The organism is Furfurilactobacillus curtus (assembly GCF_045862785.1).
Taxonomy (GTDB): domain Bacteria; phylum Bacillota; class Bacilli; order Lactobacillales; family Lactobacillaceae; genus Furfurilactobacillus; species Furfurilactobacillus curtus.
The window spans coordinates 471,176-496,111 of record NZ_BQXO01000002.1; the positions used below are offsets into that span (position 1 = coordinate 471,176).

At 41.3% G+C, this 24,936-nt stretch carries 18 protein-coding genes; 15 read left to right on the forward strand and 3 right to left on the reverse strand.

The window, feature by feature from the left end; translation table 11 throughout:
- Positions 1–6 precede the first annotated feature (6 nt).
- The gene (tkt, locus tag ACKTR2_RS05235; RefSeq protein WP_407883210.1) at positions 7–2,040 is read left to right on the forward strand and encodes a transketolase; all 2,034 of its coding nucleotides are present in this window, start codon (positions 7–9) and stop codon (positions 2,038–2,040) included.
- A gap of 1,358 nt (positions 2,041–3,398) precedes the next feature.
- On the opposite strand, the gene ACKTR2_RS05240 is transcribed toward tkt, so the two are convergent.
- On the reverse strand, positions 3,399–4,415 hold the full coding sequence (locus tag ACKTR2_RS05240; protein ID WP_407883212.1) for a coiled-coil domain-containing protein: 1,017 nt from the start codon (positions 4,413–4,415) through the stop codon (positions 3,399–3,401).
- A 16-nt stretch (positions 4,416–4,431) separates the two neighbouring features.
- On the opposite strand from ACKTR2_RS05240, the gene ACKTR2_RS05245 reads away from it, so the two are divergent.
- A complete protein-coding gene (locus tag ACKTR2_RS05245) occupies positions 4,432–4,665 on the forward strand; it encodes a hypothetical protein (RefSeq protein ID WP_407883214.1) in 234 nt (77 codons plus the stop codon).
- Positions 4,666–5,085: 420 nt separating this feature from the next.
- Here the strand turns inward: ACKTR2_RS05245 and ACKTR2_RS05250 are convergent, their stop codons facing one another.
- Positions 5,086–5,823 (reverse strand): DUF4811 domain-containing protein, encoded by a 738-nt coding sequence (locus tag ACKTR2_RS05250; RefSeq protein ID WP_407883216.1) that lies wholly within the window; start codon positions 5,821–5,823, stop codon positions 5,086–5,088.
- The gene (locus tag ACKTR2_RS05255) at positions 5,823–7,337 is read right to left on the reverse strand and encodes an MDR family MFS transporter (protein ID WP_407883218.1); all 1,515 of its coding nucleotides are present in this window, start codon (positions 7,335–7,337) and stop codon (positions 5,823–5,825) included. The genes ACKTR2_RS05250 and ACKTR2_RS05255 overlap by 1 nt, the downstream gene beginning before the upstream one ends.
- Before the next feature lie 265 nt (positions 7,338–7,602).
- Between ACKTR2_RS05255 and ACKTR2_RS05260 the strand changes: the two genes are divergently transcribed.
- The 13 genes from ACKTR2_RS05260 to ACKTR2_RS05320 all read left to right on the forward strand — a co-directional run bounded on the left by ACKTR2_RS05260 (position 7,603) and on the right by ACKTR2_RS05320 (position 24,317).
- Complete coding sequence (locus ACKTR2_RS05260; protein ID WP_407883220.1) at positions 7,603–8,052, forward strand: MerR family transcriptional regulator; 450 nt, start codon at positions 7,603–7,605, stop codon at positions 8,050–8,052.
- Positions 8,053–8,918: 866 nt separating this feature from the next.
- Positions 8,919–10,817, forward strand: coding sequence for a glycoside hydrolase family 2 TIM barrel-domain containing protein (locus ACKTR2_RS05265; protein WP_407883221.1), 1,899 nt, complete (start codon positions 8,919–8,921; stop codon positions 10,815–10,817).
- A complete protein-coding gene (locus tag ACKTR2_RS05270) occupies positions 10,798–11,754 on the forward strand; it encodes a beta-galactosidase small subunit (protein ID WP_407883223.1) in 957 nt (318 codons plus the stop codon). The genes ACKTR2_RS05265 and ACKTR2_RS05270 overlap by 20 nt, the downstream gene beginning before the upstream one ends.
- 173 nt (positions 11,755–11,927) lie before the next feature.
- Complete coding sequence (mprF, locus tag ACKTR2_RS05275) at positions 11,928–14,501, forward strand: bifunctional lysylphosphatidylglycerol flippase/synthetase MprF (protein ID WP_407883225.1); 2,574 nt, start codon at positions 11,928–11,930, stop codon at positions 14,499–14,501.
- 349 nt (positions 14,502–14,850) lie between these two features.
- Positions 14,851–15,789 carry an NAD-dependent epimerase/dehydratase family protein gene (locus tag ACKTR2_RS05280; RefSeq protein ID WP_407883227.1) on the forward strand — a complete coding sequence of 313 codons (939 nt, stop codon included), beginning with the start codon at positions 14,851–14,853 and terminating at the stop codon, positions 15,787–15,789.
- A 15-nt stretch (positions 15,790–15,804) separates the two neighbouring features.
- Positions 15,805–16,467: a sugar transferase gene (locus tag ACKTR2_RS05285; RefSeq protein WP_407883229.1), complete on the forward strand. Its 663-nt coding sequence runs from the start codon at positions 15,805–15,807 to the stop codon at positions 16,465–16,467.
- Positions 16,468–16,497: 30 nt separating this feature from the next.
- A complete protein-coding gene (locus tag ACKTR2_RS05290) occupies positions 16,498–17,247 on the forward strand; it encodes a glycosyltransferase family 2 protein (protein ID WP_407883231.1) in 750 nt (249 codons plus the stop codon).
- Positions 17,247–18,335 carry a glycosyltransferase gene (locus ACKTR2_RS05295; RefSeq protein ID WP_407883233.1) on the forward strand — a complete coding sequence of 363 codons (1,089 nt, stop codon included), beginning with the start codon at positions 17,247–17,249 and terminating at the stop codon, positions 18,333–18,335. Before ACKTR2_RS05290 ends, ACKTR2_RS05295 begins: the two co-directional genes overlap by 1 nt.
- Positions 18,336–18,417: 82 nt before the next feature.
- A complete protein-coding gene (locus tag ACKTR2_RS05300) occupies positions 18,418–19,560 on the forward strand; it encodes a glycosyltransferase (RefSeq protein ID WP_407883235.1) in 1,143 nt (380 codons plus the stop codon).
- Positions 19,553–20,530 (forward strand): Stealth CR1 domain-containing protein, encoded by a 978-nt coding sequence (locus tag ACKTR2_RS05305; protein WP_407883237.1) that lies wholly within the window; start codon positions 19,553–19,555, stop codon positions 20,528–20,530. Before ACKTR2_RS05300 ends, ACKTR2_RS05305 begins: the two co-directional genes overlap by 8 nt.
- Positions 20,490–21,500, forward strand: coding sequence for a glycosyltransferase family 2 protein (locus tag ACKTR2_RS05310; RefSeq protein WP_407883239.1), 1,011 nt, complete (start codon positions 20,490–20,492; stop codon positions 21,498–21,500). Before ACKTR2_RS05305 ends, ACKTR2_RS05310 begins: the two co-directional genes overlap by 41 nt.
- 34 nt (positions 21,501–21,534) lie before the next feature.
- Entirely contained in the window at positions 21,535–22,764 is a 1,230-nt protein-coding gene (locus tag ACKTR2_RS05315; RefSeq protein ID WP_407883241.1) for a hypothetical protein, read from the forward strand.
- Positions 22,765–22,793: 29 nt separating this feature from the next.
- Positions 22,794–24,317 (forward strand): lipopolysaccharide biosynthesis protein, encoded by a 1,524-nt coding sequence (locus tag ACKTR2_RS05320; RefSeq protein ID WP_407883243.1) that lies wholly within the window; start codon positions 22,794–22,796, stop codon positions 24,315–24,317.
- Positions 24,318–24,936 lie beyond the last annotated feature (619 nt).

The window sequence follows — 24,936 nt, forward strand, 5'->3', positions numbered from 1 at the left end:
GAATTTATGTTTGATTCAATTGACCAATTAGCGGTAAATAGTGTGCGGACGTTAAGTCTCGACGCCATTGATCGGGCACAGTCAGGTCACCCTGGATTACCAATGGGAGCTGCACCAATGGCTTATACGTTGTGGAGCCGCCATCTGACCGTTAATCCAAAAGATTCACACTGGTTTAATCGTGATCGCTTTGTTTTGTCAGCTGGTCATGGATCAGCGATGTTATACAGTCTGTTGCATTTAAGTGGCTACAAGGTTTCAATGACTGATTTAAAACATTTTCGCCAGTTGGGCAGTAAGACGCCAGGGCACCCAGAGTATGGCTGGACGGATGGCGTTGAAGCCACGACTGGCCCACTAGGACAGGGGCTAGGGATGGCTGTTGGCATGGCGATGGCTGAAGAACACTTAGCGGCAACCTACAACCGGCCGGGCTTTAACGTTGTTGATCATTACACGTACACGCTGGTCGGTGATGGTGACTTGATGGAGGGGATTTCCCACGAAGCGGCAAGTCTGGCCGGTCGTTTGAAACTGGGCAAATTAATTGTGTTATATGATTCCAATGACGTTTCACTCGACGGTCCCTTGTCGAATGCATTTAACGAAAATATTCATCAACGGTTTGAAAGTTATGGTTGGGACTACCACCGCGTGGGGGATGGCAATGACCTAAACGCGATTGATCATGCGATTAAACAAGCGCAAGCCGCTGAAGATCGCCCATCTATTATCGAAGTCAAAACAACCATTGGCTATGGTTCACCACAAGCAGGCACCAATAAAGTTCATGGCGCGCCGTTGAGTGAAACAGCTTTAGCTGCCACTAAAGAAACCTACGATTGGCCATACGCGCCGTTTTACGTTCCAGGCGAAGTGTATGAACGCTTTTATCGTTCGATTCGACGTCGTGGGCATAAGGCTGAGGCACAATGGAACCACATGATGGAAAGCTATGCGATGCAATATCCTGAATTGGCGGCCTATTTTGCGGATGATGTGCGTCAAATTAAGAGTGTTGATCTCAGTGATTTAACCGATGACTATGAACTTGGCGATGCTGAAGCTACGCGGTTGACCTCCGCCAAGGTGTTGCAGACATTAGGTAAGCGAGAACACTCATTGTGGGGTGGCTCGGCTGATTTGTTTGCTTCCAATAAGACTGATTTGAAGGATAATGGTCGGTTTGATGTGGATAACGCGGTCAATCGTAATTTGTGGTTTGGCGTGCGGGAATTTGCAGAAGGTTGTGCCATGAACGGGATTGCGCTGCATGGCGGTACACGGGTGTATGGCAGTACCTTTATGGTCTTTTCAGATTACATGCGCGGGGCGATTCGTTTGGCGGCTCTGCAGAAGTTACCGGTCACTTATGTCTTCACGCACGATTCAATCGCGGTTGGGGAAGATGGGCCAACGCATGAACCGATTGAACAACTGGCCGCATTGCGTGCGATGCCTGGGCTTTCGGTGATTCGACCGGCCGATGCCAATGAAACGATTGCGGCATGGCAGCAGGCGATGGGAACCCATGATCGCCCAACAGCGTTAATTCTATCTCGTCAAACCCTACCCGTTCTAGCTGGGGCTAAACTGCATCCAGAAGGGGTGAGCCGTGGGGCCTACGTGATTTCACCACAAAAAGGGGGCACGCCAGATGGGATCTTAATCGCAACTGGGTCAGAGGTTCAATTAGCGATCATTGCCCAACAGCGATTAGTAGATCGTGGTGAGGATGTCAGCGTTGTTTCAATGCCAAGTATGGATCTGTTCGACGCCCAACCAGAATCTTACCGTGAAACAGTCTTGCCTCATGATGTGCGAAATCGTGTGGCGATTGAAATGGGTCGGACCACAGATTGGGGCAAGTATGTCGGGCTAGATGGGAAAGTGATCGGGATCGACAGCTTTGGCCTGAGTGGTAAGGGTAGCGAAGTGGTCAAACGTTTCCACTTTACTACTGATACGATTGTCGACACCTATGCATCATTAGTGAACACACGGTTACATGCTTTGTCAGACTTTGCTTCAACGAGATAAACAATCTAGATCAAAAAGAGTGTTTGGGTTTTGTCCCAAACACTCTTTTTTGGTCGCTTTAATTATTCACTGCTATCGGCATCTCCCTCAGTATTTAGATTGAATCAATTCATATGGGTATTAGTATTTTGTTGCTGTGGATTAACCACGCTTCTTGGAGCTTCTTGCAACATGTCTTGACTGATACTGCGGCGGTTTAAGTTTTATCGTACATTAAAGAAAATATTCAAAATTGAAATATAACATTTTGTGCATTATACTACCTCATAAGGAAAGCTAATATTTTTATAATTCGTGAATGAAATCACTTATTTTTTCTTCTGGGGGGAAGAATCATGATAAAAACAATATCGAGTCACCTAGTTAAATCTTGGTTAGTTGTGGAGACCTATAACGACCCTAATGCCAAAAAACAGCCTATCGACCGATACGGCTATTGAGCCAGAGTCTGTCACTGTTGAGTAAATGGAGGAATACAAAATGAGTAGACGATCAAACCAGTTTCTAATAACAAAAAGGGCAAATAAATTTTGGCTGTTTTCGGCTACGCTAAGTTTGGCTTTTACAGGTTTTCTAGCAACCTCTATGAAGGTACAGGCGAGTAATCAACTAACACAACAACCCCTCGAGACGAATAACCATATATTGAATTTTACTACAGCATTATCATCTGGGATATCGAGTACAAATTCAGACAAGTCCAGTTCAGCTGATTCTTCGGCTACTAGTTCGGTCAACTCCAGTTTAGCTGATTCTTCGGCTACTAGTTCGGCCAACTCCAGTTTAGCTGATTCGTCAGCGACTAGTTCCGTTAACTCCAGTTCAGCTGATTCGTCAACCACTAGTTCTGCTAACTCTAGTTCGGCCGATTCGTCAGCTACTAGTTCGGCTGACTCTTCAGTTACTAGCTCAGCTACTTCTTCTTCAGCAACAAGTGATGCAAAGGTTGATCATGGTGTCGTTTACCTAGAAGAAGATGGAACTGTAGTCGCGACAATTTCTAAACAAGAATTCAATCATCCAGCATTAGATGTTCATGGATTCCCAATTTATGCCGGTCAATATCATGCCAGTTACTGGCACTCAGATACGCAAGACTATGGAATTTCCACCGATGATAACATTACCTTCGATTACCATATTCCGGTAATTTCATTAGCTGAATACAACAAGGAATATGATAGTATCACGACTACTTATAACTACATTGATCAAGCAACTGGTCAACAAGTTGGCTCTTGGGACTATATTTATATTCAAATTGTTTACAATGATTTTCAAAATATTCCGACTGGTTATCAACTTGCCAATCCACAGGAAACAATCGCCGAAGCAACAACCGGTAGGGTAAATAATGTTTATGTTACCAAAATTGATGGAGATAGTTCAGCTAGTTCTAGTTCAGCTGATTCGTCAGCGACTAGTTCGGCCAACTCTAGTTCAGCCGATTCGTCCGCTACTAGTTCTGCTAACTCCAGTTCAGCTGATTCGTCCGCTACTAGTTCCGTTAACTCTAGTTCAGCCGATTCGTCCGCTACTAGTTCGGCCAACTCCAGTTCAGCTGATTCTTCAACGACTAGTTCTGCTAACTCCAGTTCAGCCGATTCTTCCGCTACTAGCTCGGCTAACTCCAGTTCAGCCGATTCTTCCGCTACTAGTTCTGCTAACTCCAGTTCAGCTGATTCTTCCGCTACTAGCTCGGCTAGCTCCAGTTCAGCCGATTCTTCAACGACTAGTTCTGCCAACTCCAGTTCAGCTGATTCGTCAACGACTAGTTCTGCTAGCTCCAGTTCAGCCGATTCGTTAGCTACTAGTTCTGCTAACTCTAGTTCAGCCGATTCGTTAGCTACTAGTTCTGCTAACTCCAGTTCAGCCGATTCTTCCGCTACTAGTTCCGCCAACTCCAGTTCAGCCGATTCGTCCGCTACTAGTTCCGCCAACTCCAGTTCAGCTGACTCGTCAGCTACTAGTTCCGTTAACTCTAGTTCGGTCGATCCTTCCGCTACTAGTTCCGCCAACTCCAGTTCGGCTGATTCGTCCGCTGCTAGTTCCGTTAACTCTAGTTCAACTGATTCGTCCGCTACTAGTTCCGCCAACTCCAGTTCAGCTGATTCGTCAGCTACTAGTTCCGTTAACTCTAGTTCGGTCGATTCGTCCGCTGCTAGTTCCGCCAACTCCAGTTCAGCTGATTCGTCAGCTACTAGTTCCGTTAACTCTAGTTCGGTCGATTCGTCCGCTGCTAGTTCCGCTAACTCCAGTTCGGCTGATTCGTCCGCTACTAGTTCCGCCAACTCCAGTTCGGCTGATTCGTCCGCTGCTAGTTCCGTTAACTCTAGTTCAGCTGATTCTTCGGCTACTAGCAACAATTTAACCACCAGTTCTGACACCTCTGTGGCTAATAATCGGTCAGCCAAGCCGGTCACAACGACACCACAAGACGTAATCAAAGATCCGGCTGGGGTTAATCGGCTAGATGCATCACATTTACATTCATCATTGAATCCAAAATCTGCGTTACCGAAGACAAGCACCACTCACCGCGATTCAATTGACCAGCAAGTTGAGTTGTTTGCGATCTTGGCCGCTGCGACATTGACTGTCTTTCCAGTTAGAAAACGCAAATAGCTTTTCATCAACTGTTGCATTATGAAAAAAATCTCCTTGTCTTTCAGCTAACCGGTTTTAGAAACGGACGGCTGAGAAGGTGAGGAGATTTTTTATAGTCAGACTCAAATTAACATGTTCGTGGTTGTTCGACACCACCGGCTTGCCCTCAGATTTTGTCGGGTTCCACAAGCGGGATTAATTGGTTAAGACCGCCAGCCGCTCAGACTACGAACTATATCAAGCAGTCAGTGTATGAAATTGATTATTAGAATTGAGGGCGAATCCAAGCAAAATTAGGCAGCTAATCACCGTTCAATTTTGAACGAGAATTAACTGCCTAATTAGTAAATTTATTTAATGCAAACTTTTGGAGTAAACGTCACTTTCTGGATTGAAGAAAGGTGATTTCTTGGTGATCACCAGTGTTAAGATGACATTTTACTTCAAATTTGCCACAGCCTTTTTAATCAGTTGGCTTTGGAATTGAGCGGCATATTGTTTGCTCAATTGTTGTTGCTTAGCTTGGTTATTGGCCAAACTAGGATCTTTTGCGATGGCGGCTTGCATCTGTTGCTTAACGAATGCAGCGGCCTGTTGTTTGACTTGCGCTTGGGCAGCAGGGGTCTGCTGTTTAGCCATTTGTGCTTTCAGCTGTTTGGCTTGCGTTGTTGATAAGTGTACCCAGTCATTAGGTAGATGGAACGTGTTCGTTCGTTTAATCAATTCGTGGTTATTATTAGCGACGTTAAACCACAATTTGGTCGCGTTGTTCTTGTAGACCCACCGCGTTTCTTTGGTGGTTAAAGTAGCCGTTGAAGCAGTCGTTGACTTGACGTGGTTAAACGTATTTTCGTTAACCTGCGTATGACCGGGCTTCTTTTGACCCTTTTTGGTCGCATAAATCTGCGTATTTTCGGTGCCTTTAGTACCAATATTTTGATAAAGCATCATGTTCATTTTGCCGGTTGGATCGGCGGAATAGATGACTTTAGTTGTAGTGGTGGTCACTTTCTTCATGCCAAAGTGATCGTGATCGTTTAAGTTGATCATGAGTAAGGATGGAATGAGGAAGACAAGCGCCAACAACGTCCCAACCGTTCGCCAGATAACTGGTTTAATGTAGACAAAACAAACGAAAAAGGCGATGGCACCGAGAACTAAGGTGACTAAAATCATTAGGCTTCACCTCCATTATCAGTGGCTGCAGGAGTCTTTAAGCCGTCTGTGTTCGCTTGAGTGACGTGAGTTGAAGCTCGTTTGGATCCCTTAAGGAAGAAAGCCAAGACAAAGCCGAGAATACAAAAGCCGATCGCTACCCAAAAAGTTGCGTGGTAACCGCTTAAGGTTGCATTAATCGCACGAACCTTGTAGACCAGCGGGGTCTGAGTAAGCACGTGGTGGGCAGGCATGGCGTTCTTAGTGACGTTTGAAAGAACTGAAACCATGACGGCAGTCCCGATGGAAGTAGCCACCTGCCGGGTTGTGTTGTTAACCGCGGTTCCGTGAGAGATCAAATCAAAGGACAGCGCGTTCATCCCAGCCGTCGTCACTGGCATCATGACCATGGAAATCCCAAACATGCGAACCGCGTACAAGAAAGTTACGTAGATCGTTGGCGTGGTTTTGGTGATCATGACAAAAGGTAAAGTACCCGCGGTTAGAAGAAATAGCCCAGCGATAGCGAGACGCCTAGCACCAATTCGGTCGAAAGTTTGGCCGGTGATGGGACTCATTACCGCCATCATCAGGGCACCCGGTAAAAGGGTTAGTCCAGAATGAAAGGCACTCATCCCATGAACAATTTGCAAGTACAATGGTAAGACCATTTCAACCCCAGTCATGGCAATCATCACGACAGAACTTAGAATTGCGGCAATGGTAAATTCGCTAGACTTAAAGACACGTAGTTGAAGGAAAGGGTGGTCCATAGTCAACTGGCGCCAAACGAATAAGGCAATGATGATAACGCCAAGCACGAGTGTTGAAATGACCTTCACAGATGTCCACCCATCGTCCCCAACGGATGAGAAGCCATATAATAATGAACCAAATCCAAGTGTCGACATCGCAACAGATAGCCAGTCTAGTCGTGGCTTGGTTGTTTCGATAACCGACTTCATAAAGAATAATGCGCCGACAATGACAACGGCCACGATCGGAATAATCATGCCAAATAAATCACGCCATTGATATTGATCAATGACCCATCCAGATAGAGTTGGTCCAATAGCAGGTGCAACCCCGATAACAATTCCGGCCAATCCCATGGCGGCACCACGAGAACTAGCGGGGAAAATCGTTAGCATCAGAGTCTGTAACAATGGCATCGCAATCCCGACCCCCACGGCTTGCACCAAGCGTCCGGTAAGCAAGGCACCATAGCTTGGCGCAGTGAAGGCGATGATTGTCCCAATTTCAAAGATCGCCATCGCGGAGATGTACAGCCATTTTGAATTAAAACGACTTGATAAGTAAGCAGAGATCGGAATCATGATCCCGTTGACCATTAAGAAACCAGTGGTTAGCCACTGAACGGTCGAAGTAGAAATATCGAAGGCTTTCATCAAAGTTGGGAAAGCGGTCGTTAAAATAGTTTGATTCAGGACGGTACAAAATGTCCCAATTAGCAAAACGACAACCATTAAGGCACGGTTATACGGTTTGCCGTTGGTATCGACGGCTTTTGCCATAGGAGTTCCTTCTTTCATTACAAAATTCATGTTTAAAAAGCACGAGGATTAATATAAGACTTCATGTGATTAGTGTCAAGCAAGTTGACAATGATATTTCAAAATATATAATAGTTCAAGGAAATGTCAGTACTTTGGATGATTAACTAAGACATCAGTCCTTTAGAAAATAGCACTAAGGATAATTATATTTTTTATATATTAGTCATAACAGATTCATTAACTAAAAAGCTACTAAACGTCAATAGATAATTGAGGTAACAGCATGGAACAATTTGCAGGGGGCGAAGGCTCCAAAGCCTGGTTAGCAAAAATTTTTAAACATGACGATATTATTACTATCGGTATTGGTGATTTGTCCCGAGCAACAGGCGTTACAACCACTAAATTGCGGTATTGGACAGACAAAGGTTACATTAACTGCTTGAGCGAGAGTGAAGGTAATCGAAAGTATAAATACGAAACTGTTTTTAAGGTTCGAGCGATGAAGGCTTACCTGGACGAGGGTTACACATTAGCAACTGCTGCCCAAAAAATGGCACAACATCGTGATGTGATTCAAACATTAAAGCACCTGGTTACTGATCGAATAGAAAGTGTGCAATTAGTGGATGATGGTAGTCACATTATTGATTTTGGTTCATTTGACTCGGAACCGACCAAGCACCTGATTGCGCAAGTGGATTCATCAGGAACCCATTTTCGACTGGAATAAGGATGTGGGCGTGACTTGAACAGCTGCCAAGCGTCAGGACGGTGCGTGATGAACAGTCATGATCTGATTAGGTTATGAGAACGATTTCCTGTAGGCGATTGGCTTCACCCGTGATGACTCACATGCTATCGAAAACGCGCTCGCAAGACCTGAGTCCTGTGCACAACTAACAATCACAACCGGGTCAAAAGCGCCCCATTACGATTGTCCGTTGTTGCTCAGACTCACCCGGTCTTGCGAGCACTCTGATTTTATTCACTTGTCGCACGCGGCTGTACATGCTAAGCTGAGGGTGTAACAGGGATCGCAGTTGATGACCCAAAAATTCCCAGGAGATGGCCGATCTTTACGGCTGGGCCATTGCTTCATGTTGTGAGTGTTTTTTGGACAACTTTTTGTAGAAAAGGTTCGATAAATCGCGCGGAATGCGCTCGAGAATCATCCTTCCGGGGTGATTAGTGATCGTATTTAAAACAATATGTTTCATGAAAATTACCGTTTTCATGGTGTCATCAACTACCTGTTACGGCACTTCACCAGTTAAGGGAATCTGGTGGGGTGTTTTTTTATATTCAGAGCGGAAAAGGCCGGTTTGAGGCTGAGCATTAACCAGTGACCACCAGTTGGCGTCTTTTGCCAATTGGTGATTACGGGTTAAGCACAAGCCTCAGGTCTTTGGAGCTCGACAGTGTTCCTGTTTGGTAACCATAGCGGTTTGGTTTAATGACCCGGCGCCGTTTAGCAATTGATGATGAGCCACTTGACTCATCTTGTGCATCACCCCTGCAGTTTGTAGTGACTTGCGGTACCATATAAATGTAACCGCTTTCTAAAACTGTCAACGCAAGAATCATGGAGGTTAACAGATGGAACCACAACTTAGCTGGTTGGATGATCCGCAGGTTTTTCGGGTCGGGACATTGCCAGCACATAGTGATCATTTCTTCTATATTAATGAGCAAGAAATGAAAGCTGAGACTAGTTCGTTAACACAGTCACTGGATGGGGAATGGGATTTTAAGTTTGCACCTAATCCGCAAGCGCGCCCACAACACTTTTTCCAACCGGAGGATGATCGTCGCAATTTCACCACGATCACCGTCCCAGGGCATATCGAATTGCACAATGACGCGCAAATTCAGTACATCAACACGCTATATCCGTGGGAAGGTAAAGAATATCGCCGGGCAGCTTATACGTTGGGGCAAAATGTGGAGGCTGGGATGTTCAGTCAAGCCCCTGACAATTCAATGGGCGCTTACGTGACGCACTTTGATTTACCGCAGCAGTGGGCTCATCAGCGCATTGCTGTTCAGTTCGATGGTGTGCAAACGGCGATGTATGTGTGGCTCAATGGTCATTTTATCGGTTATGCGGAAGATAGTTTTTCCCGATCGGAATTTGATTTAACGCCGTATGTTAAATCACGCGATAACCTGCTAGCCGTTGCCGTGTTCAAGCTGAGTACGGCCTCATTTTTAGAAGATCAAGATATGTTTCGATTTTCGGGGATCTTTCGCAGTGTTCAGTTAGTTAGCCGGCCAAAAATTCATTTAGAAGATTTGACGCTTAAACCGACACTCAGCGATGACTTTGAAACAGGCTTGTTAACGGTTAAAGCTGCTTTAAGTGGTGAACGACAAGTTGGTCAACATATCGAATTGCGCTTGCTCGATGCTACTGGGGCAACGATTGCCACTCAACAACAGGCAGTTAAGACAACCGATGCGACAGTGACCTTTGATCGCTTGACATTGCCGCAAGTCCATCGTTGGGATCATCATGATCCATACCTGTATCAGCTCGTCTTAACCATCATAGACGTCACCGGTCACGTGGTTGAGGCAGTACCAGCAAGTGTCGGTTTTCGTCGCATTGAAATTAAAGATAACGTGATTTTACTTAACGGTCAGCGGTTAATTTTAAATGGTGTCAACCGCCACGAGTGGAGTGCCGATCACGGACGGGTGATCTCAATGGCTGATATGCAAGCCGACTTAAAAACCTTCGCTCAGGCACACATCAATGCGGTGCGAACATGTCATTATCCCGATCAGATTCCCTGGTATTATTTGTGTGACCAAGCCGGTATTTACATGATGGCGGAAAATAATCTAGAAACACACGGGACTTGGCAGAAACTCGGTGCTGTTGAACCATCTGTCAATGTGCCAGGATCATTGCCACAATGGCGGGCTGCGGTGCTAGACCGCGCTGTTAACAACTATGAAACGTTTAAAAATCACCCGGCAATTTTATTCTGGTCATTAGGTAATGAATCCTATGCTGGCGAGGATATTGCCGCTATGAACGCCTATTATAAGTCGGTTGATCCCAGTCGGTTAACCCATTATGAAGGGGTCATTCGAAATCCCGCGTATGAAGAACAGATTTCTGATGTGGAAAGTCGCATGTATGCCGCTCCAACTGAAATTCGCCAATACTTGATGGAATCACCCACCAAACCGTTCTTAGATTGCGAGTATATGCATGATATGGGCAACTCGCTCGGCGGTCTTGGTGATTACATGGCCTTATTTGATGAGTTCCCTAGTTATGCTGGCGGGTTCATCTGGGACTTTATCGATCAGGCTTTGTGGGTCAATGATGAAGTTACCGGTCAACCAGTTCTGCGATATGGTGGGGATTTTGACGATCGCCACTCGGATTATGAATTTTCTGGTGACGGGGTGATGTTCGCAGATCGGACACCAAAACCAGCTTTACAGGAGGTGGCCTACTACTATGGCAAATACGACAGATAACCTACGTGTAATTTACGGCGATGGGGTGTTAGGCGTGCATGGCCCGCATGTTTACTATGGTTTTAGTTATGATCGTGGGGGATTAGAATCACTAGCCATTGACGGCAAAGAATGGCTGTATCGGGTGGCTCGGCCGGCTTTTTGGCGCGCTACCACGGACAATGATCGCGGCAACCATTTTTCCGAACGGTCCGCTATGTGGTTGGGCGCTGATTTGTTCTCACCATGTGTGGCGATTAACGTTCAAGTTGATGGCGTTGATCTGGGCTTACCGTTAGCGCCAGAAAATAATCGGTTTTCGAATCACGAAATGGCGTCATCAGTGATCGTAACCTTCACCTACCAAACGACGACCGTGCCCAGTACGACGGTAGCTATTGCGTACACAGTTCGCGCAGATGGCACATTAGCGATTCACGAACACTTTGGCGGTCAGTCTGAGTTGCCTGAATTACCCGTGTTTGGCTTGCGGTTAACGATGCCCACTGTTGCCAGTAGTTTTGACTACACTGGGTTATCTGGAGAAACCTATCCGGACCGTATGGCTGGCGGCACAACTGGAACCTACCATGTGGATGGCCTACCCGTGACGCCTTACTTGGTCCCGCAAGAAATGGGGATGCACATGGATACCAAGCAACTGACCGTGACCCGCCGACAAACGTTAAATAACGCAGACCCTGATGCAGCTCCGTTTTCACTCGCTATAGTGGGCACGCCAACATTTGCCTTTAGTTGTTTACCATACACGCCATTCGAGTTAGAAAATGCGACACACATTGAAGAGTTGCCAATTCCACGACGTACCGTGCTGAGTCTATTCGGCGCTGTTCGTGGTGTTGGTGGCATCGACAGTTGGGGCGCAGATGTTGCAGCACCGTATCATATTGACGCGACGATGGATCATGAATGTGATTTTGTGATTAGGCCAGAATAGTCTAAATAAAAACAGCTGTCTTTGACAGCTGTTTTTATATGAAAAGTTGGCTAACTTATGATGTTTATCTAAAATCAGGAGGGCCAGAGCTCAACCGTTAGCATGGAACATGGTACACTAAAATCAACATTTTACTGGGACAACTTGTCCAATGACGGGGAGAGAGAAACCAGATGCAAATTTTGCGTAACGCGTGGGCGGCCATTAATCGCCACATGATGCTTTTACGATTACTTTTTGTTTTTTCGGTGTTGCTGTATGTTGTTCACGAGATTGGCCGTGATCTGCAGCAGATTAGTGGTGCACAAGTGGCCGCGATCTTTGCTAATCAATCGATGACTAGCTTATTCGTGATGCTAGTGGTCGGCTTTATTGCGGTCACGCCGATGTTAAATTACGATTTTAATATTGTGAAATTTCTCCCCGGGACGTTTAAACGGGGCTATGTGATTCGCTCTGGCTGGACCGTTAACACTTTCACGAACATCGCTGGCTTCGGTGGACTACTAGGGGCCAGTCTGCGAGCCAACTTCTATAGTAAAGGGGCAACACGCAAAGAAATTCTCTTTGCAATTTCCAAAATTGCGCTCTTTTTATTGACCGGATTGTCACTGGTCTGCTGGATTGCCCTCTTTCAAGTGTTTGTCCTGGGCATCGGGACCATCTTTGCTCGTTATTGGATTTGGCTCGTCGGTGGAGCGCTGTACTTTCCAGTCGTCTTATTGACCACCCGGTTTACCGACTCTGAATTCTTCAATGATCTAACATGGCGCCGCCAACTTTCGTTAATGACTGGATCGAGCTTTGAGTGGTTGAGCTGCACCTTGTTCTTTATCTTTATTGGCTATTTAATGGGCATTAAGGTTGATTTGGCCGCTGTGGTGCCAATGTTTGCGGTGGCCTCAGTGGCTGGGGTTGTGTCGATGATTCCTGGTGGAATCGGGTCTTTTGACACCTTCATGATTACCGGTCTGGGTTTTATCGGGGTCGGTAAAGCTGATGCGCTCGTGTGGCTGCTGTTATACCGGATTTTTTACTACATCTTGCCATTTTTGGTCGGGGTCGTATTCTTTGTTAACGATGCTGGAAGCCGCTTTAATAAGGCGTTTGAGGGTCTACCACTGCAGCTTTTCCGTCGAGTGGCGCACGTTTTCTTAACCCTATTTCTGTGGTTCTCAGGCGTGATGATTATCTTAGTTTCGACCTTTCCCCATCTGCAGGAATATAACAAGATTTATGGGGCCTTTTATGGCTACGTCGTCTACTTTGCCAATCAAGCGACTAATATCATCATGGGTTTTCTCCTAATTGGCTTAGCACGAGGGGTCAATTCGCGGGTCAAACGGGCATTTTGGCCAACCACAATTGTGCTGATTATGGCGACCCTCAATACTTTGTGGAAGGATCCTTCCATTAAAATTTCGGTCTTTTTAGTGGCCGTGCTGTTTGCTTTGTGGCTGTCGCATAAGGAATTTTATCGCGAACATTTCGAATATTCTTGGGGCGCCATCTTAGTCGATGGACTCAGCTTTGTCGGGATCTTTATCACGTACATTGTTGTCGGGGTATATAACACCCCCAATTATCAACGACTCCATCATGTTCCACGCGCGGCTTTGTTTCCCACAGAACGCGTTTGGTTTAGCGGTTTAACGGCGATTGCCATTGCGATGGTGATTCTGGTGGTCGTGTATTGGTATCTGCACAACGGTAAATCGTCGATCTTCACAACCCCGTTTGATGCTAGTCGTGTTGATCACGTCATTCAAACGTATGGTGGCAATGAAGTTAGTCATCTAGCCTATCTCAAGGATAAGTTGTTGTACTTCTATCAAGTGGATGGCGAAGATAAAGTGTTCTTCATGTACCAAAAAAAGGCCGATCGCTTGATTGTGATGGGCGAGCCGGTCGGGGATCCAGCTTATCGCGATGCCGCGATTGATGACTTTTTGGATGTCGCTGATAAAGAAGGATATTCGATTGTCTTTTACGAGATCGATGAAGACATGACGATGAGCCTCCATGAAAAAGGGTACGACTTCTTCAAATTTGGTGAAGAAGGCTTCGTTGATTTGCCATCGTTTAGTATGGATGGTAAAAAACGTAAAACTGATCGCAACCTGATGAGTAAATTCGATCGCGACGGGATTACCTTTGAGGAACTACAGCCGCCATTTAGTGAGCAAACATTGGCTGAATTGCGTGAGATCTCCAATGCATGGCTTGACGGTCAAAACGAGAGTGGCTTCTCCTTGGGCTTCTTTGATGACTACTATCTCAACCAGGCGTCAATCTACGTCATGCGTAATCAAGATGGGCACATTATCGCCTTTACAACGAATATGCCCACTCATACCGATGTTGCCTCGATCGACTTGATGCGCTACGGCAAAGACGCGCCATCTGGCACAATGGATGTCATGTTCATTCACCTATTACAGTTAAACGCCGCCCAAGGGTTTAAGGACTTTAATATGGGGATGACCCCGTTAGCTAATGTCGGCGTGTCGCGTTTTAGCTTCATTGAAGAACGCATCGCCCACTTGATCTATGAATACGGCTACCGGTTCTATGGATTCCAAGGGTTGCGTAATTATAAAGAAAAGTACGTCACCTCCTGGCACGGAAAGTACATCGCTTATCGACGGCGCAGTTCGCTGGTCTTTACCATGATGCAGATTACGGCCGTGGTAAATGCAAAGCGAAATAATGGCGAGAAGCGGGTGCTGATCTTTAGGCGGAAATAGAATGGCTCTACTCAAATGAAATGTTTTTGTAAAACTTACTACCGGTTTCTTTTTGCTAAGAAACTAGCAGTAAGTTTTTTTCTTAACGAGACTTAAATTGGCAGTCTTGAATGTATACGATTTCAAAACGCTGTGAAATAGCAATGTAAGTTTATTTTAGCTATTCACTGCTTTAAGATAAAAGTTATTCACATTATTTAAGCTTGCGAATATTTGATTAGACAAATAGAGTAGTATGATGATGAATTCATTTCAATATTGTAACAATGCCCATAATTAAGGACTTCTGGCTTATACTTAAGTCTAGTTAACTTTTGATAGTTATAGTGCTGAAGGAGAACACATAAAAATGAGTAAAGTTTTAATTACAGGGGGAGCCGGTTTCATTGGTTCTAACTTAGCTGAACGATTAATTGGTGAAGGGCATCAAATTACCATTGTCGATGATCTTTCAATGGGTCTTAAAGAAAACATTCCAGACTCTAAACAAGTTACTTTTTATGAACATTCAATTATTGATCATGGCTTTATGGAAAAATTACTTGTCGATAATGATTTTGAGTATATTTTCTTGTTGGCGGCCGTGGCCAGCGTTGCTGATTCGATTGAGCGCCCACTTTATACACATGAAGTTAATCAAGAGGCTAACATATACATACTAGAGGCAATACGAACTAATGGTTTGAAGCCTAAAAAGGTTCTTTTTTCCTCGTCAGCGGCTGTTTATGGTAATGAACAAGAGTTACCGAAACGAGAGATCTCTAAAGTTTCTCCAATTACGCCATACGCAATTGACGAATTTGCCACTGAACGCTATTTGGTTACATATGCAAATTTGTACAAGTTGAACTTTGTCACAGTTCGATTTTTTAACGTTTATGGTCCACGGCAAAATCCTAAGTCACCATATTCGGGCGTAATTTCTATCCTGACTGAGGCGCTACAAAAAGGTACCGAGTTCAAGATTTTCGGTGATGGTGAGCAATCTCGTGACTTTGTATATATAAGTGATGTTTTAGATGCGCTTGAATTACTAACTTTTGGGAGCAATGTTAAAGGTGATGTTTTTAATATTGCAACTGGTCATGAAACTTCTTTAAATCAAATAGTGAGAACATATCAGAAGATTGCACAGACGGATATTAATGTCTCAATGCAGGATGCTAGGACAGGAGATATAAAAGTATCAGTGGCTAGTGTTGATAAGCTGAAAGAATTAGGATACATGCCCAAAATTTCTGTTTCAGAAGGATTAACGAGGTATTGGCAATATATTAATCTCAATTGATGTGGAGGAGAGACTATGGAAGTAACACATGTTATCGAAAGAAATGATGGCACTTATGATTTGCTTTTTGTTGAAAAAATTGGTTCACCAGTTAGTGGTGAATACGTTCGTGTAAAGCGGATATTTGATTTTGTTTTTGCACTTATCCTTGGCTTGTTTGCTCTGCCCATTGTATTTCTCTTTGGTTTATTAGTCGGGCTTACATCCAAGGGGGGCGTATTTTACTCCCAAAAAAGGGTCGGATATATGGGAAAGGTTATTAAAATCACTAAACTTAGATCAATGAGTAATGATGCAGAATCGAAATCTGGTGCTATGTGGGCCCAGAAAAATGACCCGCGTGTCACTGCTGTAGGAAAGTTCATTCGGAAGACGCGTATTGATGAATTACCACAAATTTGGAATGTACTTAAGGGTGAAATGAGTTTCATCGGGCCGAGACCTGAACGACCTTTAATGACTCATAAATTTAGTGATGAGTGTCCTGGGTTTGAACAACGACTTCGAGTTTTGCCTGGATTAAGTGGTTATGCGCAAATTCACGGAGGATACGAGCTAACTCCTAAGAAAAAAGCTGAACTTGATAATTACTATATCGAGCATGTGAGTTATCGAATGGACTTTCACATTATGTTTGGAACTTTAAGAGTCATATTAACTGGAGACGGCGCCAGATGAATTTTCGAAGGGAATTGGTGTGAATTAATAATGATAGATTTGGTTTCTGTTATTATGCCGGTGTACAATGCTGCTGATACAGTTAATCAGTCTATTGATTCTGTTCTACAGCAAAGTTATTCTAATCTTGAATTAATTGTTGTAAATGATGGGTCAACTGATGATACGGCAATGTTATTGAGTAGATATGCAGTCAATGAGCGTGTGAAAGTAGTTAATTTACAACGCAACTTGGGAATTTCTAATTCTAGAAATATTGGCGTCAAAAATAGTTTGGGACGCTACATCGCTTTTTTAGATAGTGATGATCGCTGGGATAAAAAAAAATTAGAAAATCAACTTTATTTCATGGAAAAAAATGAAGTTTCGGCCTCCTTTGGAACGTATCGTAAGATACGTAATGGTCGGCCAACCGCAATTGTTACTTCAAAACATTCGAAGTATAAATTCAATGATTTGTTGAGTGGAAATCCTATTGGAATGCTCACGGTCATTTTAGATACAAAAGTTGTCCTAAAAAAATGGATAAATTTTCCGAAAATTGATCACGAAGATTATGCGCTGTGGCTTAGTTTAGCACGGGACCATAATCTGACTTTTTTTCGTTTTTCTACAGATCCGCTAGCTGATTACTTGGTGCACCAGTCAAAAACTTCAAATAAAGTAAAGGCCGCAAAATGGACTTTTCAGATTTTTTATAATTTTTTAGGATTTGGTTATTTGAAGGCAAGTTATTACTTTACCAAGTATTTAATTTCTCAAATCGAAAGGAAAATCTGATGGTCAAAAGAATTCTTCATTTTCAAGGAAGGATGGGTTTAGGTGGGGCCGAATCTTTCATGATGAATATTTTTAGAACTGTTGATTTGTCCGAATTTGTGTTTGATTTCGTCATATATGATACGTACAAGGACGTCACTCCGTATAATGATGAAATCAAGAAAATGGGTGGCAAAATTTTTGTTTTACCGGACCCAAATCGGCATTTTTTCAAATATATTCAGGAACTTTTTAGACTGCTTCGGACTAAAAACTTTTTTGCAGTAGAAAATGAGATTTATTTTGGTGGTGGTATTAATTTACTTCTAGCCCTTATTTGTGGGATCAAGACGAGAGTTGCGGTCAGTCATGCAACGTCAGATGGAAAGGGTTTCACACGGACACATTTACTATTAGCTTTTTTTCTAAAGAAATTACTTATTACAACTGCAACGGATCTAGTAGCGGTCAGTGAAGACGCAGGGAACAGCTTGTTCCTAGGTAAGCAATTTTTAATTGTTCCTAATGGTATTGATTTAGCTAAATTCGTAGATGCCAAACGGTATCGCAAAAGCAACAGAGAAAAGATGGGCATTGAGGAAAACACTGTTGTTGGGATTAACATTGGAAGGCTGGAGAAACAAAAAAATCAGACTTTTTTAATTGATCTTGTCGATTCAATGAATCAGCGACAAAAAAATAACTTTAAATTATTTATTGTCGGAACAGGTAGCTTGTTGGACGAATTGGAAAGCCTTTCAAGGGCTAAAGGGTTAGAAGATATTATTGTCTTTTTAGGTGAAAGAACAGATATTGATCAGTTGTTAAGCATGAGCGATATATTTTTGTTACCCTCATTATATGAGGGGTTGCCAACTGTAGGCATTGAAGCACAAGCTGCAGGATTGAAATCCATTTTTTCTCAGAACATTTCTTCCGAAATTAAGTTAACAAACGAGTGTCTTTTTTTACCTATATCATCAGGCTCATTTCGCTTTTGGATAACAGAAATTTTTAAAAGCGAACAAATTGTAAAAACTACTTCAAGATTGTTTTTTTACGATAATAAAGTGGCTGCAAAAAAATTAATGACTCTTTACAGAAAATAGTCGTAAGAAATGAGTAATAGAGTAGTTAACATTTGGGAAATGAATGAACGTGTTGCACTTTTATTTTTCGAGGATAAGCAGAGTGAAAAAAATTAGAATTGTTATACAAAATTTAAAATTTGGTGGGGCAGAAAAAACACTTATTGATTTTTTAAAAAACTATGATCGAAATAGCTATTCTGTTGAATTAGTTTTACACACTAAAGAAGGACAACTTCTAGATGAGGTTCCTGAAGATGTCTCAATCAGGAACATAGTTCCTTTGGAGAAGGGCTTTTTTTCCAAGGTTGCACGTTCTTCTTTTTTTAAGGCTTTGAAATATTTCCCTTTGCTTGCTAAAATGATAATTCAAAGACGATTAGGTAGAGCAGACTTGACCGTGGCATATTTGGAAGGAATTGCTACAGAAATCTCGTCCGTATTAGATGGACCTAAAATTGCTTGGGTACATACGGATCTCAGCTCCAATCCTTGGACTGATATTTTTTTTAGGAATATGGATGCTCAAAAGAAGGCATACGAACAATTTCAAAAAATAATTTTTGTGTCTCGTGGAGGAGAAGTATCGTTTAAAAGGAGATTTGGTTCTGATTTTTTGTGGCCTACAGCAATTCTTCCAAACCCAATTGATACAGAACGCATTCGAAAGCAAGCCAATATACTGAATAGTGAATTTACGGAATGGAAAGAAAAAACGAAGGGAACGATTCGATTAATAACAGTAGGAAGGATGGACCCAATAAAGAGGGTTGATTTATTAATTAAGGGCTTTTTACAGGCTCGGAAAAATGATTTTCTTCTTTCATTGACGATTATTGGTGATGGAAGAGAATTGAATAATTTGAAATCGCAATTTGGTCAGACTGAAGGACTATACTTTCTTGGATTTCAAAAAAATCCGACGCCGTACGTAAAAAATAGTCAGATGTTTATTTCTACGTCATTAGTGGAGAGCTATCCAACCTCAATAATCGAAAGCCTTATCCTTGGAACTCCAGTTATTGCAACTGAAAACGTTGGAAGCAAAGAAATCCTGAACGGCTTGTCCGACGTGATGATTCCAAGTAAAGTTACAGAGGCCGATTTGGCCATGAAAATCACTGAAAGTCTTAAGAGCTTGAGCCAAAGGCAGCAAGCAATCGAGCCGCTAGTTAAAAGGTTTGAGTTAGAACAAGTTTTACATAAATATTATGAAGTGTTTGACGAGGCAATGAAAGATGGATAAGCAGATTGACGTCGTAATCCCATGGGTAGACGGGGAGGATTCAGATTGGAAGAGGAAAAGACAACGATTTAACGAATCAAAAACGTTATTAAATGATGAAAACAATACAAGTAACCGATACCGTGATTATGGAACTTTAAAATATGTGTTGAGATCTATCGACAAAAACATGAGTTGGGTAGGTCGCATTTTTCTTCTTACTGATCACCAAGTCCCATCGTGGATTAATAAAGAAAAAGTCATCATTGTTGACCACTCTGATTTTATCGTCGGAGCATTGCCTACCTTTAATTCTAATGTTATTTTAACGAGTATCGGTAATATAAAGGAGTTGGGTGATTTCTTCATCGTTTTTAACGACGAGACGTTAGTCGTGAATCGCACAAAAAGAACTGATTTCTTTAGGAATGGATTACCTGTTGATTCATTAATTGAGACGGGAACGGTACCAATGTCTGATGGTTTTTTTCACATTTCTTCTAATGGAGTGGCATTGATTAATCAGCATTTCTCTAAGAGAAAAGTGATGAAGAAGCACTTGGGATTGTTTTTTAACTATCATTATGGTGTTCAAAATCTACGAACATTTTTGTCCTTACCGTATGGAGGCTTTTTGGGATTTTATAACCAACATTTGATAATGCCCTTTAGAAAAGCGGATTTTGAACAAGCTTATGATACTTTTTTTGAAAATTTTGCAAGCACTTGGAACCATCGTTTTCGCGAATTCACTGATATTAACGAATGGGCAATAAGGTATTTGAGGAATGTGAATGGCAATTTTGCTCCTGGTTTTTTAAAAGGACAGTTTTTTACCCTTAGCGATTTTCAAAAACAGATACCAAAAATCAAAAAAAAATCAAAGGTTGTTGTTATTAACGATGATGGATGCGCAAATGAAGAGGCGTTTAACAAGGTGAACGATTTTCTTGAGACAAACTATCCACAAAAATCAAAATATGAAAAGTAAATTATTATCGATCATTATTCCTGCATATAATGTTGAATTTTTTTTAACCAAGGCTGTAACAAGCCTGTCATTTTTTTTGAATAATGAAAAAGTTGAAATTTTTATAATCAACGATGGCTCGACAGACGATACTGAGCTGATCGGTCATCAACTATCTAATCAGTTTTCCAATATTACGGTTGTAACGCAAGAAAACATGGGATTGTCAGCAGCTAGAAACGTTGGTCTAAAACAGGTTAATGGAACTTATACTTATTTTTATGATGGCGATGATTTTCTAAACAGCGTGTATTTAAAAGATATCTTTATGATTTTAGAGCAAACATCCGTGGATATTTTGTCTTTTGGTTATGCTCAGGTTGATGACGATGGAACTGAGCTTAATAGACATCTGTTTAAGGACGATAGCTTTTATATTTCTTTGAGTAAAGCGGATTATATACATGCAATAATTGGTGGAGGCACGGATCCTGTTGCAGGTTATTTGCCGACAAAAATCATTAGGACATCATTGATACGAACACTTAGATTTAGGCAAATGAACTATGAGGATATGCCATTCGTTTTTGAATTATTGGAAAATGAGAATATCCACAGTATTCTATATTTAAATCGAGTTGTCTATAACTATGTGCAGCGTAAGGACAGCATCACACATTCGATCACGTATACTAACCTTAGTGACAAATTACTATCACTGTGGCTAGTCAATAATTCATTAAATAAAATGGGTGTTTCTAAAAAGGTACTTTGTCTTAATAACGAACGAATGCTTATCCAGGCATTGTGGGTTTCTTCATTAAACATCAAATTTGTCCGATCAAGACTAGTCGCAAGTAATGCTAATCGATTGTTGCGAATGCTTTTTTCGTTCTCCGGTTCAACTAGACGAATTAGTTTATATTTGAGATTAAAAACATTTTACTACCTTATTATTAATGTCTTACTGAGATTTATTTATTTCCGGTAAATAGACAATTACAGGTAACATGAGGAGGTTTTTGATGGTTCAGGCGCAGAACGCTGTCCCTAAGTTTCTTTTGAAGTTTACGGTACTTTTATTGCTTTTTTCCAGCTTTTATTTTTCACCAATAATTTCCTTTTTAGGCAGCGTCTTAGTTTTGGCCTTCAGTAAGGAATCTATTTTGGTCTCAGCTATTGGAGGTTTTTCATTAGCGTACCCTGCACTTTTTTTTCAACCTTTAATCACTGATGATGCTACTCGAATCTTTTTTGTTGTGAAAGGTATGCAGAATATTCCACTAAGTGGTCTGAAATATTGGTTGAAAATGTGGGCCCCAGATTATTTGAACTATCCATTGTTTACTGGTCTAATGTACGTGGTTGCTCGTTGGTTACAAGTTGAAGCGTTACCCTTTATAGTTGCTGGTGTGACATTTACCGCAGTTTTTTATACTGTTTGGAAATTTGCTAGGATATTTGAAATTACAAGATTGGCAAAAATTCTTGTTCTTTTATCTAGTGTAACTTGGCTGAATTATTTAGAATTAATCAGTGGTATGCGATTTTCTCTTGCCTGTGCTTTAGCTCTCTTTAGCATTGTTGATGCTTGTTTTTTAGATACTAAGACAGCTTCAACGAGATATTCACATTTGTTTTGGTTGATAGTTCCAATTTTAATTCATCCAGGTGTGATGATTCTTGTGATTCCCGTTATAGTATATATCATCCTAAATCAAAAAAATTTTTTCAGCAAATGGGTTTCACTGATAGGAACCTCTGTGTTTGGTTTGGTATTGATTTTATTGAATGTCTTTCAAAATAATAATAGCTATCTTAGAATGATCTCTAATCGACTTAACGGATATCAATCAACGACTTTTGATTACTACTTGTCTCCCCAACGACTTGTTCATTTTTTTTTAGCGCTCACACTTGGGTTAGTTGCAATTTCAATGAGCTCGATGATGTTAAAACAGCAGGAAATGAATCCACTGTTCAGACAAAAAGTAGAGTCTTTAAAAAGAATTTGTACTATTTTTGAAATTTACTTTCTTATCTCATTGATTTCTATTTCATTTGGCATGAGGTTAGCTGTTTTGGTCCCTATGTTGTTCGTTTTGTTGACTGCTGTCACGACTTCTAGATTTACTAGTGGTCCGTTTTTATATGCTCCGTTATTAATATTGACATTTGTGTTCATTTTGAATTTGTTTTACAACATTAGTGCACTTCATGCTAATTTTTATGGAATAGTATGGTTTCGGCTGTAAATTTTAGAAGTAGATATCGAGGTTGAATAATGTCAAACACCAAAAGAGCTTTTAGAAATGTTTTATATTCTACTGGCGGATATGCAGTTCAACTGATCTTATCTTTAGTTGTTAGAATTTTTTTTGTTAGATTTCTCGGTAGAGAATATTTAGGATTAAACAGTGTATATGCTAGCTTACTTTCTGTCATTTCAATAGCGGATTTAGGCTTAGATACAGTTTTTGTATTTTTGTTTTATCAGCCTTTCCATGAAAAGAATTTTCCTGTTGTTAAGGGAATACTGAAACTTTATAAAAAGGTATACAGGCTTATTGCACTTTTAGTATTTTTAATTGGAGTTACAGTTGTTCCATTCATTCCAAGCATCATCGGAACGAGGGTTAACCTTTCTGGTGTTTATACAATTTACTTTCTCTATGTATTAAATGCTGTAGTTGGTTATTTGAATACATATAATAGATCCTTATTAATAGCTGATCAGCAGAGTTATATAGTCAGTGGTGTTACCTCGGCTTTTATAATCGTGGTTGATCTAATTCAAATCATTCAGCTATTAGTCGTGCCTAATCCTGTCGTTTATATGGTTATTCAGGTTTTAGGAACAGTGCTGACAAATGTTGTTATCACAGAATTTGTTAAACGACATTATGCTGAGGTTTTGAACAGCGTTGAAACGAGTGTGACGACTAACCAAATGAGCACTCTTTGGCGAAATGGTATTGGTGGAGTTTCAAACAAAGTTGGCAGCGTGGTCGTGATTAGTTCTGACAATATACTTTTGTCGATGTTTACTAACCTAGTTGTTGTTGGAATGTATTCAAACTATACTGTCTTAACGGCCGCTATCAGTCAAATTATGCAAACAATTTCTAAAGCCATTACGCCAAGTATCGGTCAGATGGGGGTTGAAAGTACAGAAGTTGAAAACAGAAGAATATTTATGGAAATTAGTTTCAGTATATATAGTTTATCGACTTTTATTTTCTTCTTCTTTTTTGGTCTTGTTACTCCGTTCGTTAGGATTTGGTTAGGGGAAAAGAATGTTTTTCCGTTTTTTCTAACGTGGCTAATATCATTTAATCTTTGGTTGACGCTCATAAGAACGCCCTCTTGGATGTTTGCCGATTCATTTGGTTTACAATGGGCACAAAAATGGAAAGCTCCATTTGAGGCGATAATAAATTTGTTTTTATCATTATGTTTTTTAAAATTGTTCCACCTTGGGATAGAAGGAATAATTTTAGGGACTATTTTGTCGACTATTGTCGTTGTTATTTGGTATGAACCGTTGTCCGTATTTCGGCATATCATACCGAGTTTAAGTCTGACAAAGTATGGTAAATTTGGCATTCCTTTCTTGATTCTTGTGATTGAGTTTAGCCTAGTTTACTGGTTTGAGACAATTATATTTAAAGCAACATTGCTTGGCCAAATAATTTCCTTTTCTATTAGTTTTTCCATTGCTACTTTGACTTATTGCTTATTCTTTTTTAAGAATCCGCTATTTTCACAGCTGTATAGGAGAATATGTCAGCTGGCTCGCAGAAATTAATTTCCAGTTCATCATGAACAAAGTTGAAAGTGAAATGAAAACAGGCTCTTTGTAAATTTTGAAAGCACATTGGTAAAGTGAAGAACGTGATCATTTTGAACGTCAGCAGTAACAAATGATCGTCTATAATTACGTTTTCTTAGTTACTATGCTTGAATCATCATAAATTGGTATTGATCAATCACCTTATTCTTAATAGAAGTCCTTGAAAGACTAATTGACTCATGGTAGTAGAATATCTACGTGATGACGGTAAATTGATTTACGTAAGGGCATTGATGAATTTAGCCACTGTAGTGAAAGATGTTTTTAATCTTGATTTCTTTTCGACAACCTTTATCCTTTTCCGTGGTAGGTGGCCTGGTTTACTTAAGGCGTTGCCTTAGGAACAGGATGTTTTTTCTTTGGTTTATAAATGCTTAGATAACAAAAAATCAATTTGGTTACGAAGCGGGTGTAACTGCTAAGTTAGTAACTAAAACACGATTAACCGACGTTCTTAAAAAACACTTGATTCAAAAGTGTTTTTTTTGAAGGTGTCATGTTTTTATAAAACATCGAAATAGTGTTTTCTTTCTTTTTAGTTAATCGGCATTATTAGGTGCAGCGGGTATTTGAC

Coding starts and splice junctions, on each gene's coding strand:
- tkt (WP_407883210.1), top strand. CDS start 7: ATGTTTGATTCAATTGACCAATTAGCGGTAAATAGTGTGCGGACGTTA.
- ACKTR2_RS05250 (WP_407883216.1), bottom strand. CDS start 5,823: ATGATTTTAGTCACCTTAGTTCTCGGTGCCATCGCCTTTTTCGTTTGT.
- ACKTR2_RS05255 (WP_407883218.1), bottom strand. CDS start 7,337: ATGGCAAAAGCCGTCGATACCAACGGCAAACCGTATAACCGTGCCTTA.
- ACKTR2_RS05260 (WP_407883220.1), top strand. CDS start 7,603: ATGGAACAATTTGCAGGGGGCGAAGGCTCCAAAGCCTGGTTAGCAAAA.
- ACKTR2_RS05265 (WP_407883221.1), top strand. CDS start 8,919: ATGGAACCACAACTTAGCTGGTTGGATGATCCGCAGGTTTTTCGGGTC.
- ACKTR2_RS05270 (WP_407883223.1), top strand. CDS start 10,798: ATGGCAAATACGACAGATAACCTACGTGTAATTTACGGCGATGGGGTG.
- mprF (WP_407883225.1), top strand. CDS start 11,928: ATGCAAATTTTGCGTAACGCGTGGGCGGCCATTAATCGCCACATGATG.
- ACKTR2_RS05280 (WP_407883227.1), top strand. CDS start 14,851: ATGAGTAAAGTTTTAATTACAGGGGGAGCCGGTTTCATTGGTTCTAAC.
- ACKTR2_RS05285 (WP_407883229.1), top strand. CDS start 15,805: ATGGAAGTAACACATGTTATCGAAAGAAATGATGGCACTTATGATTTG.
- ACKTR2_RS05290 (WP_407883231.1), top strand. CDS start 16,498: ATGATAGATTTGGTTTCTGTTATTATGCCGGTGTACAATGCTGCTGAT.
- ACKTR2_RS05295 (WP_407883233.1), top strand. CDS start 17,247: ATGGTCAAAAGAATTCTTCATTTTCAAGGAAGGATGGGTTTAGGTGGG.
- ACKTR2_RS05305 (WP_407883237.1), top strand. CDS start 19,553: ATGGATAAGCAGATTGACGTCGTAATCCCATGGGTAGACGGGGAGGAT.
- ACKTR2_RS05315 (WP_407883241.1), top strand. CDS start 21,535: ATGGTTCAGGCGCAGAACGCTGTCCCTAAGTTTCTTTTGAAGTTTACG.
- ACKTR2_RS05320 (WP_407883243.1), top strand. CDS start 22,794: ATGTCAAACACCAAAAGAGCTTTTAGAAATGTTTTATATTCTACTGGC.